The 14282-nt window shown below is 36.0% G+C and carries 12 protein-coding genes; 4 read left to right on the top strand and 8 right to left on the bottom strand.

Annotated features, from left to right (window positions below; genetic code table 11):
• Positions 1-65: 65 nt before the first annotated feature.
• From VB776_RS11855 to VB776_RS11830, 6 genes are all read right to left on the bottom strand, one after another.
• On the bottom strand, positions 66-398 hold the full coding sequence (locus VB776_RS11855) for a DUF6686 family protein (protein WP_323329259.1): 333 nt from the start codon (positions 396-398) through the stop codon (positions 66-68).
• 183 nt (positions 399-581) lie between these two features.
• Positions 582-1199, bottom strand: a complete 618-nt coding sequence (locus VB776_RS11850) for an HmuY family protein (RefSeq protein ID WP_323329257.1) — start codon at positions 1197-1199, stop codon at positions 582-584.
• Between the two features lie 67 nt (positions 1200-1266).
• Positions 1267-1479, bottom strand: coding sequence for a hypothetical protein (locus VB776_RS11845; protein ID WP_184134048.1), 213 nt, complete (start codon positions 1477-1479; stop codon positions 1267-1269).
• Positions 1480-1489: 10 nt separating this feature from the next.
• Positions 1490-1891 (bottom strand): SpoIIAA family protein, encoded by a 402-nt coding sequence (locus tag VB776_RS11840; protein WP_323329253.1) that lies wholly within the window; start codon positions 1889-1891, stop codon positions 1490-1492.
• A 4-nt stretch (positions 1892-1895) separates the two neighbouring features.
• Positions 1896-2249, bottom strand: a complete 354-nt coding sequence (locus VB776_RS11835; protein ID WP_323329251.1) for a hypothetical protein — start codon at positions 2247-2249, stop codon at positions 1896-1898.
• A 269-nt stretch (positions 2250-2518) separates the two neighbouring features.
• Complete coding sequence (locus VB776_RS11830; protein ID WP_323329249.1) at positions 2519-4621, bottom strand: TonB-dependent receptor plug domain-containing protein; 2103 nt, start codon at positions 4619-4621, stop codon at positions 2519-2521.
• Between the two features lie 391 nt (positions 4622-5012).
• Here VB776_RS11830 and VB776_RS11825 point away from each other — a divergent pair, with 391 nt between their 5' ends.
• Positions 5013-7379 (top strand): TonB-dependent receptor, encoded by a 2367-nt coding sequence (locus VB776_RS11825; protein WP_323329246.1) that lies wholly within the window; start codon positions 5013-5015, stop codon positions 7377-7379.
• An 8-nt stretch (positions 7380-7387) separates the two neighbouring features.
• Here VB776_RS11825 and VB776_RS11820 read toward each other — a convergent pair whose 3' ends face one another.
• Together VB776_RS11820 and VB776_RS11815 are read right to left on the bottom strand one after the other, a co-directional pair.
• On the bottom strand, positions 7388-7789 hold the full coding sequence (locus VB776_RS11820) for a PIN domain-containing protein (RefSeq protein WP_323329244.1): 402 nt from the start codon (positions 7787-7789) through the stop codon (positions 7388-7390).
• Entirely contained in the window at positions 7782-8021 is a 240-nt protein-coding gene (locus tag VB776_RS11815; RefSeq protein WP_323329242.1) for a hypothetical protein, read from the bottom strand. The genes VB776_RS11820 and VB776_RS11815 overlap by 8 nt, the downstream gene beginning before the upstream one ends.
• A gap of 44 nt (positions 8022-8065) precedes the next feature.
• Between VB776_RS11815 and VB776_RS11810 the strand changes: the two genes are divergently transcribed.
• From VB776_RS11810 to VB776_RS11800, 3 genes are all read left to right on the top strand, one after another.
• Positions 8066-9220: a PepSY-associated TM helix domain-containing protein gene (locus VB776_RS11810; protein ID WP_323329240.1), complete on the top strand. Its 1155-nt coding sequence runs from the start codon at positions 8066-8068 to the stop codon at positions 9218-9220.
• A gap of 149 nt (positions 9221-9369) precedes the next feature.
• Complete coding sequence (locus VB776_RS11805; RefSeq protein ID WP_323329238.1) at positions 9370-11787, top strand: TonB-dependent receptor; 2418 nt, start codon at positions 9370-9372, stop codon at positions 11785-11787.
• Positions 11788-11799: 12 nt separating this feature from the next.
• Entirely contained in the window at positions 11800-14256 is a 2457-nt protein-coding gene (locus tag VB776_RS11800) for a TonB-dependent receptor (protein WP_323329235.1), read from the top strand.
• The last annotated feature ends 26 nt before the right edge of the window (positions 14257-14282 follow it).

The following is a 14282-nucleotide window of genomic DNA, read 5'->3' as shown; positions in this document are numbered from 1 at the left end:
AAGTTATTTGTATAAGTTGTTTTCTATTAGCAGGTGAATTAATTCACATGCTAATAGAAAATCATTTAATTTTTATTCACGTTTACCGCTCTATGAGCTTCTACCAACAAAGCAATCTCTTCCATCATTTCCAATACTTCGTCAATTTCGCTCTCTTTCCACAAAATATAATAGTTTTTCAAGGGCGTTCGCATCATCAATTCTTTGCCATGTGAAGTCCAGAAATCAAGAATGCCAACTCTGTTTTCTAACATATCTTGAAAAGCACCAAACTCAAATTCATTGAGAATGAATAAGGAATTTTTGTATGCAAGATTGTACTTCCTGCAACATGGACAATAGCCAATATAACCGTTTTCATTTTCGGTTAAAGTATTGAAATCGTGTGAATTTTCCATAAGAATAGCTTTAAACAAGAAGTATTGAGCTAAGAAATTTTTTGAAAGCTCAGTAATGAATCTAAAAAATCAGATATCCGAAATCAGACATCCAAAATTTAAGAAAAACTACCACCGCAAAGCAGTGGCAGTTTATGCAAGAGAGTGATGTCTTTTACTCTCTCATTGAGCGATTCAATATGATCAGTTAAACTTTGTACTCGTTTCAGGTTGATAAACGTATCTAAAAGTATAATAACGAGCAGCATCGGTCATAGCAGGCGTTGTTGGTGCACCTTTGTAATAGCTCAGAATTTCTACTTTTGCGTATTTCCCGTCGGCTGTTTTGATTAAAATCACTTTCCCTGCAGTTGGTGAAATAATCCCATTTGCGTAGCTATACCAGCCATTTCCAGAGCCTGTCGGGATGGCAAATGCTGTTTTGGAATCTTGTGCAAAAGTTGCCGATGCTGGCACTTCTGTAATTTCATTAAAAATGCCGTTCAACACTACAGCTCCGCCTTGTCCACTTCCTGAAGTTCCACCATTTGTAATGATTGTCGTTGCTTTAAAAGCAATGTCCCATTTCAAACTTGCAGAGTCTGTACTTGCTACGATACCGTTTTTAAAACTAAAAAAAGTATATTTTCCTGTGCTAGTTGGCTGTCCGTTTGCTCCAACAGAAGTGGTTGGGTCGGCGGGTAAATCTTTTACTGTTTCAGATTTTACAGGTTGTACTACTACTTCATCGTCTTTTTTGCAAGCAGAAAAAAGAGTGCTAATTACTAATGTTGATAAGGTAAATTTTTGAAAAGAATTCATTTTGTGTGAGTTAATTGTATGGTAATGAAAGCTTTGAGCCTTTAGCCCAAAGCTGTTTAATTTGATTTTACGATATTTTCTCGCATTGATAACCTAAGCCTGCAAGAGCATTAATGATTTTTTCACAAGGCGTAAATTGTTCAGAGACAATTTTTAAAATCTTGTTCACATCGTGAAAGTCAATGTTGAAATTGCTAATTCCGATTGACTTGAGTGCGTCCCAAATGGCTTGTATCCCAATAGGAGAGGCAATGTTTGTTTTAAACACTAATGTTTCCATCTGATTGATTTTATTGTTTAGGAGTTAAATACAAGTCCATTAACCATCTTTGAGCATCGGAACGAGTTTCAAAAATATTTACAGGACAGCCATAAGTACGTTTGGCTAAATATTGTACAATATGGTGATAGACGTTTGCCATGAAAAATGATTTTGTAACGATTGCAATGCCAAAACACTGTTTTGAAAACTCTCTACGATAATGTTTGAACCAAGTAGTTTCTAATTTTATGACACCTCTTTCACGACATAGATTTCCTTCTGGATAATCGAAGAGTAAACCGAAATTTTCATTTTTACCAATCAACTTACTCATTTCGGATAAATAGCTTCTGGTGTCTTCTTGAGTAGTTTTTCCGCTGATTTTCATTGAAAAAACTGGGCATCTAAAATGCGTTTCAATCTGTACCATTTACTTAGTTGTTATGAAGTGTATTTCTGAAAATCAATTCTAAATCAATTCTTTCACAAGCTGTGTGCAATACAAATAGAAACTCTTTCATTTCGGTATTACTTAAACAAATTCCTGCTGAAAAAACATCTGTTTGTATGGATGGAATATCTCTTAAATTGCACAATTCTATGACATAAAATTTTTCAGCATGAGGTGCTTCATTTAATTTTTTCAAAAAACGAATCATTGAAAGCCATTCAAAAGTCATCAATGTGTTTTTAAATTGAATTTGTATTTCATTGCAACACTTGCATTGCCAAGCGCTGGCATTATCTGTTTCGATTAAAATGATATGTTTTTGTTGTGTCTCTTTCATCTTGATAAAGTTTAGTAGAAAGCTTTTAAAAACAGCCTTGATAAGCCAAGGCTGTTTTTGTACCATGTGAACGAAAAGAAAAAAACTAAATCGATTAGAAATAACTATGATAAAATTGTAGTCATTTACTATATTCTCGTGAATTCTAAGTCTTCCCACAATCAAAATCCACGACTAAGTAGCTTATGTAAGATAAACGATGTTGTTGAGTGAATTAATTACTGTATAATTAAGCTCACAACTCATCACTCATAATTCATAGCTCTTAATTATTGTTCTGTAATCTTGTGCCTTTCAAGGTTTATGCCTAGACTTAACCAAATGAGTCTTCCTGCTAAATTTGGAATGTTTTTAGTATCTGTATAACCAAGTGCATTATCAATCCCAGCTTGTAGTCTGAATTGTTCTTTGAAGGTTTTACTGGCTGAAATATTCCAAGTAACATAGCCTTTTACAAATTCATTGTCAACATCGGCAATTCCATTTCCATTATAATCAGCAAAACCGTATCTACTTCTATAAATTCCTCTTAATGAAGCTGTTAATCCATTTTTTGTGTTTTCGTAGAATACTTTAAAGTTTGCAGAATGACGAGAACGATTGAAAAGTCCTTCGTAATCAGATGCTTTTACTCTTTCGGTTATCAATGTTTCAGGGTCACGCCTGAACAGTTCTCCTTTTTCAATTTTATCAACAACTTCTTTATCTTTTGCTTCCAAAAACTGATAACCAGCACTCAGTGTAATGGGCGATTGTTGATTTGCAATTGTATAACTAGCATCCAATTCAATACCTTGCGTAAAAGCCTTGGTGAGATTCATGTAACTAAAAACACTTTGTCCGTTGGTTTTTAGTGCAACGGCTTGGGTTTGAATCAAGTTTGAAATATCATTTCTAAAAACATTTGTTTTGATTTTCAGCCCATTATCTAAATCTACTTTTCCGCCAAAATTATAAGCAAGTGAACTTTCAGCTTTTAATTCTCCAAGTCTATTCACATCAAATAATACTTCTGAAATCTGATTTTCGGCTTGTAAACGAGCTAAATTATAAGCGACTTCTTGTGTGCCAAATACGCTATAACCAGCCACAGCATTGGTGAAATTGAGATACAATTGTCGGAAATCTGGGGCTTTGAAACCCACTCCAACAGAGCCGTTGAGCCTTACCTTTTTAGATAAGTCGTAAGCCACCGATACTTTAGGGCTAAACTGAGACTTGTAAGCGGAGTGAGCGTCAAAACGACCGCCAACTGTTAGGTTTAGAGCATTCACCAGTAAATTTTCGTATTGAAAGAAACCATAATTGGTTTCAAATCTTTTGGTATCGTCGTATCGAGTTGCCTCTACACTTTCCCAAATTTTACCGACGCCCAACGTTAAAAATTGTTTTTCTCCTAAAGCATAATCCACCTGAATTTCGGGTCTTTGGAAGGTTTGAAAAAAGTACGTAGCATCATATACGTTATTGTCCTTCTGATATAAAAGTTCAGAATTGGTTTTGTAATGCGTATTATAAAATCTGAAAACTGCTTTTATATTTTGATTGAAGGCAATTCTCAGACTTGGGTTAATATTCCAATCCTTCACCGAACCTGTTCCAGCGATTTGGTCGCTTCCAACCAATAAGCTACTTTGTTGATTTTCAAGATTATACCTTGTTGAAATATTCAAACTGACACTTTTTGAAAAATCATAAGTAAACTTTGGCGTAATGGTATAATTCTGAAAAGGCGATACTGTTGCTCCGAAAGTTTCAGGCGTAAAGTCGTAACCGCCAGAAGCATAACGATTTAAAAAAAGGTTAAACCCTGATTTTTTCGTTTTCATACTCACGTTTCCAGCTAAATCGCTCGTCTGATTCGTTCCGTATCTTGCTGAAAAAGAGCCTTTTGTGCCGTTTGGTCTTTCAGTAATAATATTGACTACTCCCGCCAAAGCCTCAGAACCATACAAACTTGATGACGGTCCTTTTACAATTTCAATCTGTTTAATGTTCGCAACCGCCAATCTTGATAATTCTAAAGTACCAGCCGTTCGTCCAACCAAAGGTTCTCCATCCAATAATATTAAAGTATAATCTGGACTAAAACCTTGAATTTGAATGCCTTGTCCGTGGTCGTTCATGATAAAAAGTCCCGTTTGTTCCGCAAGTACTTCGCTTAATCGCAATGAACCCATTGCCCGAATCTGTTTCTGCCCAATCAGTGTTACAGGCATGGGTACAGCGTTTAAAGCTCTTTCATTGCGAGTAGCGGTTACAACAACTTCATTCAAATTACTTGTTTTTAGACTATCATTTACAATGTTCTTTTGCTGTCCAAATAAATTGAACGCAGCCAATATAATCAGTAAGGAAATTAACCCTTTCATAAGTCGTGTTGATAATGAGTACCCTTATTTCGGTTCTCAGCTTAGTTTTAACTATTAATTGTTGATTGATAGGTTTCGATGAAATATTGAAATTATCTTTAAAAATTCCCTCAAGTTTCAACTCTCAAGAAAAAGTAATTACTTCTTTTCTCTTTGCTTCTTGTTTCTTACAGTCCTAAAGTCTTCAAGTCCATACAATTTGTCTCGTTTCTTGCATCTTGCCTCTTTCGTCCTCAAGTCTCCCAAAGAAGCATGACAAAGGTAAATGATTATTTAGAAAGATTCCAAATAAAAATGAAAATTATTTTGAATTAGTCTAAATAAGTATAATCTTTGCAGAGTCAAAACCACATTGGCGAATACAGTTTTTTTAATCCTTATAAAAATTATCATGAAAAAACAATTATCAAAACAGGTCATAAAGGTTGTTTTCAGTAGCGTTATATTTTTAAATAGTGTGATTGCCTTTGCTCAGAATACAGCAACAGTAAAAGGAAAAGTATTTACAAGTGATGGAAAAGCAGCAGAATTTGTAAATGTAATATTGAAAGGAACAAATAAAGGAGTAATAGCAGACGTAAATGGTAATTATGAAATTACAGCAATAAAACCAGGAAAATATACAGTACAAGCGAGTTTTGTAGGTTTAGAAGCTCAGAAAGAAAGTGTAACTCTTTTGGCAGGAGAAAGTAAAGAAATCAATTTTACTTTAACAGAAGATAGCAAGCAATTAAGAGAAGTAGTTGTGGTATCGAATCCAAGTAAGTATGTAACGGATTATCCTTCTATTTCCCTTCGTTTTAAAACACCCTTGTTAGAACTTCCACAAAATATTCAAGTTGTTACGGCACAAGCATTAAAAGACCAACAGATTTTTGATATGTCGGAAGGCGTTACTCGTAATGTAAGTGGTGCGTCACGTTCGGAACATTGGGAAACTTACGCCCGTATTGTGATGCGTGGTTCAAGAATTGCCGCTTTCAGAAATGGTATGAATGTAACCGAAACTTGGGGGCCACTTACGGAAGATATGAGTATGGTTGAACGCATTGAAATCGTAAAAGGTCCAGCAGGATTTATGCTTGCCAGTGGCGAACCAAGCGGTTTTTATAATGTAGTCACCAAAAAACCAACAGGTATTACTAAATCAGAAATTGGCATGACGGTTGGAAGCTTCGGAACGTACCGCAGTACCGCAGATTTTGATGGAAAATTGAGTAAAGACGGCAAAATACTGTATCGTTTGAACGTAATGGGACAAATGAAAGGTACTCATCGCAATTTTGAATACAACAATAGAGTTTCGATAGCTCCTGTAATTAAATACCAAATCAATCCGAATACTTCATTAACAGCAGAATATACTTATCAAGGCGTTGAGATGTCGCCCATTGGTTCTGCTTATGCTTTTTCGGCAAAAGGAATTAGTGATTTGCCTTATAATTTCACCACTTTAGAACCTAATTTAAAACCAACGACTATCAAAGACCAATCTTTGTTTTTAACGCTTTCGCATAGTATTAATGCCAATTGGAAATTTACGGGGCAATTAGCGTATTTGCATTACGACCAAGTAGGACAAAGCCTTTGGGCATCGGGCTTTAGTGGCGATACTCTAAAAAGAACGACTTCTATTTGGGATATTTTAGGAGAAACGAAAGTAGGGCAATTCTTCTTGAATGGAGATGTAGAAACAGGAATCGTTAAGCATCGTATTTTGGCAGGAATTGATATGGGAAATAAAGACTATTATCACGACTGGGCTCAAGCGGGTGTTATTGGCAATCTGAATGTATATAATCCTGTTTACGGACAAGTAGCAACCAAAGACTATCCAAAATTCGACCGGAGTTTAGACATCCGTGAACGTGGTATTCATTACAATAATAGCTACACGGCATTTTATGCTCAGGATGAAGTACGATTTCTAAACGATAAATTACGTTTTACCTTAGCAGGTCGCTACACAACAACCAATGATACTGACCCTTATTCGGGAACGGTAGGAGTAAGTAAATTTACGCCAAGAGTAGGATTGAGTTATTCAATTGATAAAAGTACAAGCGTATATGCTGTTTATGACAAAGCCTTTATTCCACAAGCTGGCGGTACTTATGAAGGAAAGAAATTTGACCCAATTATCGGCGATAACAAAGAAATTGGTTTGAAAAGAGAATGGTTGAACGGACGTTGGACGGCATCGGTAGCAGCCTATAAAATCACTAAAAATAATGTATTGACAGAAGACCCAAATCATCTAAATTTCTCTATTCAGTTAGGACAAACACAAACGCAAGGTTTAGAATTTGATGTAAGAGGACAAGTGCTTGAGGGCTTAGAACTTACGATGAATTATGCGATAACGGATGCCAAAGTAACGCAAGACACAGACGGCTCACAAGTAAGCAGACAAGTACCCGGAACAGACAAATATATTTTTAATACTTGGTTGAAATATCGTTTCCAATCGGGGAAAGCAAAAGGATTGGGCTTATCATTTGGCGTACAACATTTAGCAGGAAGAACCAATTGGTACGGAGCTTACAACAAAGCCGTTGACCCTACAATGCCCGATTATACTCGTTTTGATGGAGCAGTATCGTATCAGTTTGATAAATTTGGGATAGCCTTGAATGTCAATAATCTTTTCAATACTTATCTCATTACAGGTGGGGGCTTTTATGCTTGGAATGACTACTATTTTTCACAAACAGAGGCTTTACGTAATGCAAGATTGAGTATTAATTATAGATTTTAAAATAGAATTCACAAAAAAGGATTAATGATTCTAAGACTACTTTCAATCAATTGATTATGTTGTAAATCTTCTGAATAGAGAATACTACAATTACTTTCTAAAGCAGAAGCAACAATAATAGCGTCAAAAAGTTGGAAGTCGTACTTTTCTAACAAGAACAATGCGTAAGAAAGTGTTTTAGATTGAAGAGGACTAATAATACACTTCTCAAAAACTAAATTACATCTTTTGAGTATTTCGATTTTGGGGAGTTTTAATAACCTTTTTGTAACGTTTATATATTCAGAAATAACTTGAGGGCTGATAACAGGTTTTTCAGCAACTAATTTTTCAGAAACATTACGCTTTTTTTCATCAGTGACATCGTATAAATAAACTAAAATATTAGTGTCAACTGCAATTTTATTCATCGTCGTAGTTATTGGCTTCATCTCGATTGAATTTAAAGTTGCTTAAATCAACAAGGGAGTCTTTGAAAATATTCTGAATGTCTTCTAAATATTTTTCTCTGCTAATGACATTGTTATCAACTTTATCAATCTCAAAAGCAATGACTTCTACCTGTTTTCCAATCATCTCATCGGGAAGATTGAGGGTATAAGTATTCTGAGTGGGTACAATGATTTCTCTGACAAGTTCCATATCAATTGTTGGTTTTGAATCCTAATCAAATATAGTAAGATTGTATGCAAAATTTTAAAAAAATAATAGGAAAGATTCACCTTTGGCTTGGGCTTGCGTCTGGTATTGTGGTGTTTATTGTTTCTATTACAGGCTGCTTATACGCTTTTCAAGAAGAAATACAAGACTTTACTCAGCCTTTTCGCTTTGTGGAAGCTCAAGATAAAGCATTTTTAGCACCTTCTAAGTTAGAAGCAATTGCCAAAAAAGCTTTGCCAAACAAACAGCTTCATGCTGTGATGTATGCTGAAAAAACAAAGTCGGCTCAGGCTATTTTTTATCATTACGAGCCGTCCTATTATTACATTGCTTACCTCAATCCTTACACAGGCGAAGTGCTGAAAGTAAAAGATATGGACAGCGATTTTTTCAGAATCGTACTTATGGGGCATTATTACTTATGGCTTCCGCCGAATATTGGTCAGCCAACGGTGGCAATTTCAACTTTAGTTTTTGTCGTGATGTTGATTTCAGGTATTATTTTATGGTGGCCAAAAAACGAAAGTGCCGCAAAACAACGCTTCTGGTTTCGCTGGAAAAATACCACAAAATGGAAACGTAAAAACTATGATTTACACAATGTATTAGGTTTTTACTCGGCTTGGGTTGTGTTAATCATTGCCTTAACGGGTTTGGTTTGGGGCTTTCAGTGGTTTGCTAATTCGGTTTATTGGCGTTTGGGAGGCGAAAAATCGACCGTTTTTTCAGAAGTATATTCAGATATTAAACAGAAAACAGCCGTAACAGCACAATCGCCAGCGATTGATAGAATTTGGCAGAAAATGTTGGTAGAACATCCCGACGCTAAAACGATGGAAGTGCACATTCCTGAGTCTGATTCTGCTTCGATAAATGTTAATATCAATACTGAAATCGGCACATACTGGAAAACTGATTACCGATACTTCGACCAATATACTTTGAAAGAATTATCGGTAAATCATCTTTATGGCAGATTCCATGAAGCAAAATTAGCAGACAAAGCCATTAGAATGAATTATGATATTCACGTTGGGGCAATCTTTGGTTTTGCGGGAAAAGTACTTGCCTTTTTAGTGAGTTTAGTGGCAGCTAGTTTACCCATTTCAGGTGTATTTATCTGGTGGGGCAGACGAAAAAAGCAAGCCACAGTTACTACTACTAACAAAGTATATAGCTAAAAGCTTGGTTTTGTTTTGAATCGTTTATCAAAGTAAAGTTTATTAAAAATCAATTATTACCCCAATATCTGAAATTTTGGGGTAAGGGATTCTCATGTTAAACCCTCAATAAATTCTTAAAAATACTGAGTACAATTAATAATTAACCCATGAAAAATTTATACTTTTTTAGAAAGAGTACAGCAATTGTTATCACGCTATTGATGAGTGCTAATGCTGTTTTTGCTCAAAATGCCATTATCAAAGGGAAAATCAGTACTGCTGATGGCAAGCCAGCCGAATTTGTAAATGTACAATTGAATGGCACGACGAAAGGAACAATTTCTGACGTAAACGGAGCATACCGTTTGGAGCGTGTAAAAGCAGGAAGTTTTACGATTAAAGTAAGTTTAGTCGGATTAGAAACCAAAGAGCAACGCATAGAAGTAAAAGCAGGAAAAACATTAGTCGTTGACTTTACTTTAGCCGAAACAGCCAATCAATTGCAAGAAGTAGTGGTATCGGCGAATAACAAATTCGCCCAAAAAGAAACGGATTTTGTAGCTAGAATGCCTTTGAAAAACCTCGAAAATCCACAGGCTTATAATGTGGTGAGTAAAGAACTTTTGAAGGAACAATTGGTGACAAGTTTTGACGATGCTATTAAAAATGCACCGGGTGTCAATCGCCTTTGGACAGCCACAGGAAGGGGCGGAGACGGTGCAGGCTATTTTTCAATGCGTGGTTTTTCGGTACAACCAACTATGATTAATGGTGTAGCTGGACAAACCAACGGTGGAATTGACCCAGCCAATATCGAACGCATTGAAAGTATCAAAGGTCCATCAGGGACACTTTTTGGAAGTAGTTTGATTTCTTTTGGCGGTCTGTTGAACATTGTTACCAAGAAACCATACGAAAGTTTTGGCGGAGAAATTAGCTATTCTTTAGGTGGTTATGATTTAAGCAGATTGTCTGTGGACGTGAATACGCCACTTGATAAGGAGAAAAAAGCTTTATTGAGAATCAATGGTTCTAATAATTATCAAGGTAGTTTTCAAGATGCAGGTTTTAGGAAAAGTACTTTTGTAGCACCAAGCCTTACTTATAAAGTGAATGAAAAGTTGTCGGTGAATATTACGACAGAATTCATGACGCAAACGGGTACAAATCCATTGATGATTTTCTTGAATAGAGCTCGTCCATTAATTGCGAAAACACCAGAAGAATTGCAATTTAATTATTTCCGTTCTTATACAAGTAACGATATTACCATTACAAACAACACGCTAAATGTATTCGGTCAGGCAAATTACAAGATTTCTGATAAATGGACATCGCAAACGAATATTTCTAAAAGTGTCAGAAATTCAGATGGTTACTATTCTTATGTCATGTATCAACAAGCGAGTGATACTTTGATAAATCGTTTAATTAGCGACCAAATTGCTGTAGGAACAACGACCAATCTTCAACAAAACTTTATTGGCGATTTCAACATCGGAAAAATTCGTAATCGTTTCTTGGTGGGCGTTGATTACTTGCAACTGATTACGCATAACAATAGCTCTGCTTATATTTTATTCGACCAAATAAATACCAGCAAAGAAAATGACCCACGTTATGCGATGTTAACGAAACAAGCTTTAGATGCAAAATTGGCGGCGAATACTTCGCCAACGAAATCGCAAACAGAATCGAAAACCTACAGTGCTTATGTTTCGGATGTGTTTAATCTTACAGAAAAATTAATGGTAATGGCAAGTTTGCGTTTCGACCATTTTGAAAATGTAGGAACGACCAATTTTGCTACTGGCATTACTTCTGGTAATTATAAACAAGATGCTTTTTCGCCAAAATTGGGTTTGGTGTATCAATTGCTAAAAGATAAAGTTGCCATTTTTGGTAATTATATGAATGGTTTCAGAAATGTAGCACCTGTCACGCAGCCTTTTGCAGACATCGACGGAACTTTTAAACCACAACAAGCCAACCAATACGAAGGAGGAATTAAGCTAGACCTTTTACATAATCGCTTGAGTTTGACGGCAAGTTATTATGACATCATGGTTAATAATATCACTCGTTCAGACATCCTGATTCGTGATGGAAGACAGTACAATGTTACTGTTCAAGATGGTTCTCAACAAAGTAAAGGTGTTGAATTTGATTTAGTAGCAAATCCAATCAATGGTTTGAATGTAATGTTTGGCTATGCTCATAACGACAGTAAGCAAATTAAAGTAGCTGAAAGTTTATTGAACCGTCGTCCTAATAGTGCTGGACCAGCCGATTTGGTGAATTTTTGGGCGAGCTATACTTTCCTAAAAGGACAAGCAAAAGGCTTAGGTTTAGGTTTTGGTGGAAATTATGCTGGCAAAAATGAAATCACCAACAATGCTATAACAGGCGTATTTACTTTGCCAAGTTATACGGTGCTGAATGCAACGGTATTTTATGGTGTACAAAAATTCAGAGTGGGCTTGAAAGTAGATAACCTGACCAACAAAGAGTATTTCAGTGGTTGGTCAACTGTTGAACCACAAATGCCTCGTCGTTTAATGGGTAACGTTACTTTTAAATTTTAAAACTCTTCATCCATGAAATTATCTTTAACAAGTATTCTTACTTTTCTGAGCTTATATGTTTTTGCTCAGAAAAGTACTTTGTCGGGAAGTATTTCTGACACAAAAAGTACAAAACTGCCAGGTATCAATGTATTATTGAAAGGCACAAAATTTGGTACAACAACGAATCAAGACGGTTTTTTCTCAATTGCCAATCTCAAGGAAGGCGAATATACTTTACAGATTTCAGGAATCGGTTATGAAACTCTTCTTCAAAAAGTAAAAGTTACTTCTGACCATTCACCCTTAGTGATTCAATTAAATGAATCGCTAACGGAATTACAAACCGTTGAAATTACAGGGAGAAAAGAGACTGAATATAAGAACAACTCAACTTTTATTGGTTCAAAATCGGCAACGGCTCTGAAAGATTTACCGCAGTCAATCAGTTATGTTACCAAAGAATTGATTCAAGATCAAGCCGCTTTTCGGGTGAATGATATTGTGAAAAATATGAGTGGTGTAAGTCAGTTTTCATTTTATAATGATTTGACTATCAGAGGGCATCGTGTAAGCGGAAACGATAATTATTCCATGTTAGTAAACGGAATGCGTGCTTTTACGAGTTTTTGGAAACAGCAATTAATTCCGCATATCGAACGTGTAGAAGTCATTAAAGGGCCATCTTCAGCACTTTTTGGAAATGCGGCAGCGGGTGGTTCGTTGAATCGTGTAACGAAAAAACCTTTGGATGAAAAACGTCAAGCCTTCAATATTTCGATGGGAAGTTTTGCTAATTTTCGTACTACCGCCGATTTTACAGGCCCAATGAACGAAGAGAAAACACTTTTGTATCGTTTGAATTTAGGCTATGAAAATTCTGGTTCGTTCAGAGATTTACAATTCGAAAAAAACTATATCGTTGCTCCGTCCTTTTCCTTCTTACCCAATAATAAAACCCGTTTAAACTTTGATATTGTTCTACAAAGTGGTGATTCTCGATTAGATAGAGGTCAGTCAGTTTTAGGAACAGGAGATTTATATTCTACACCGATTTCAAAATCATTGAATCGTTCAAATGATTATCTAAAAGAGAACGTATATAATGCTACGATTTCCCTAAACCATAAGTTTTCAAATCATGTTAGTTTCAATTCTTCGTTCATGCGTACTTCTTACAACGAAGATTTATTAGAACACCGTTCTGCCAATACTTATGCCAAAAATGCGGCGGGCGGATTGATAGATTCGGAGATAGAAATGCAGGTTTTTATTCGTAAAAGAACCTTTAATGTCGATAATGTTTCTAATTACTTCAACATTGATTTTGACTTGGGACAAACTGCTCATAAGGTTGTTTTGGGTTATGATTATGCCCAAGAAGTACAAGTAGCGGGCGGTTCACAACTTACGGCAAGAGGTTATAGAAATGCAACAAACACAGGAAGTATCAATACGTATGACCCGACGAAAAAAGCCAATTACTTATTAGATGCCAAAGGAAATCCTGTGCCGAACGTTGCTCATTATGATTTAACGGCGGCTAATCCTTACTTTTTGGCGGATATGAGTAAATATTTTTATCAAAGAACAGACTATCCGCCAACGTTTTATTCAACACAAGGCGTGTATTTGCAAGACCAAATTACCTATAAAAAACTACAAGTACTTTTAGGTTTGCGTCAAGACTATTTTACAGATTTAGAAAATTACCAAACGGCTACCGAAAATAAAGTAACGCAAAAAGCCCTTATTCCAAGATTAGGCTTGGTTTATAGCCTGAATAAAAATGTGAATGCTTATGGTACTTTCGTGAAAGGCTATCAGCCACAAACTTCTACAGCAGTTTCTAACGTAAATGCTGGCGGGCCTTTCGACCCACTTTATAGTACATTGTATGAAGTGGGAGCAAAATCTGATTGGTTTGATAAACGCTTGACTGCCAATGTTTCTATTTATCAATTAACGGTAGATGGTGCTTTGTACAATGCAGGAGTAAGTGGTCAGCCCGATTTATTGACACAAGTAGGACGTGAAGTATCGAAAGGAATAGAGTTAGATGTGATTGGTCAATTGGCAACCAACTGGAATTTAATCATCAATTACTCTTACAACGATGCCACTTTTACCCAAAGTAAAGATGAAACTTTAATCGGTCGCCAGAAACCAAACGCCCCAAAACATCAAGGAAATATCTGGACGAAATACGTCATTGGAAAAGGTAGTTTAAGCGGCTTGGGCATTGGTTTAGGAACAAATTTCGCCACCGAACGTTTGGGGTCAATTGTAGCCGCAAATGCTGAACCACAAGTAATTCCAACATATCAGCTTTTTACAGGAGCAATTTACTACAAGATTGCAAAATGCCAGATTCAACTGAATGCCAATAACCTGACGAATAAAACTTATTGGGTGGGTGGCTACGATAAAATCAGGATGTTCCCAGGTGCACCACGCAACTGGATGTTGAGTGTTGGCTATGCTTTTTAATATTTTCTGACAAAATCTAAAAATAA

The sequence above is a fragment of the Arcicella gelida genome, from assembly GCF_034931025.1.
Taxonomy (GTDB): Bacteria; Bacteroidota; Bacteroidia; order Cytophagales; family Spirosomataceae; genus Arcicella; species Arcicella gelida.
This window is presented reverse-complemented; position numbering and strand designations above follow the sequence as displayed.

Bases quoted from the DNA above. Each gene is read 5' to 3' on its own strand.
- VB776_RS11855 (WP_323329259.1), bottom strand. From the start codon at position 398: ATGGAAAATTCACACGATTTCAATACTTTAACCGAAAATGAAAACGGT.
- VB776_RS11850 (WP_323329257.1), bottom strand. From the start codon at position 1,199: ATGAATTCTTTTCAAAAATTTACCTTATCAACATTAGTAATTAGCACT.
- VB776_RS11845 (WP_184134048.1), bottom strand. From the start codon at position 1,479: ATGGAAACATTAGTGTTTAAAACAAACATTGCCTCTCCTATTGGGATA.
- VB776_RS11840 (WP_323329253.1), bottom strand. From the start codon at position 1,891: ATGGTACAGATTGAAACGCATTTTAGATGCCCAGTTTTTTCAATGAAA.
- VB776_RS11835 (WP_323329251.1), bottom strand. From the start codon at position 2,249: ATGAAAGAGACACAACAAAAACATATCATTTTAATCGAAACAGATAAT.
- VB776_RS11830 (WP_323329249.1), bottom strand. From the start codon at position 4,621: ATGAAAGGGTTAATTTCCTTACTGATTATATTGGCTGCGTTCAATTTA.
- VB776_RS11825 (WP_323329246.1), top strand. From the start codon at position 5,013: ATGAAAAAACAATTATCAAAACAGGTCATAAAGGTTGTTTTCAGTAGC.
- VB776_RS11820 (WP_323329244.1), bottom strand. From the start codon at position 7,789: ATGAATAAAATTGCAGTTGACACTAATATTTTAGTTTATTTATACGAT.
- VB776_RS11815 (WP_323329242.1), bottom strand. From the start codon at position 8,021: ATGGAACTTGTCAGAGAAATCATTGTACCCACTCAGAATACTTATACC.
- VB776_RS11810 (WP_323329240.1), top strand. From the start codon at position 8,066: ATGCAAAATTTTAAAAAAATAATAGGAAAGATTCACCTTTGGCTTGGG.
- VB776_RS11805 (WP_323329238.1), top strand. From the start codon at position 9,370: ATGAAAAATTTATACTTTTTTAGAAAGAGTACAGCAATTGTTATCACG.
- VB776_RS11800 (WP_323329235.1), top strand. From the start codon at position 11,800: ATGAAATTATCTTTAACAAGTATTCTTACTTTTCTGAGCTTATATGTT.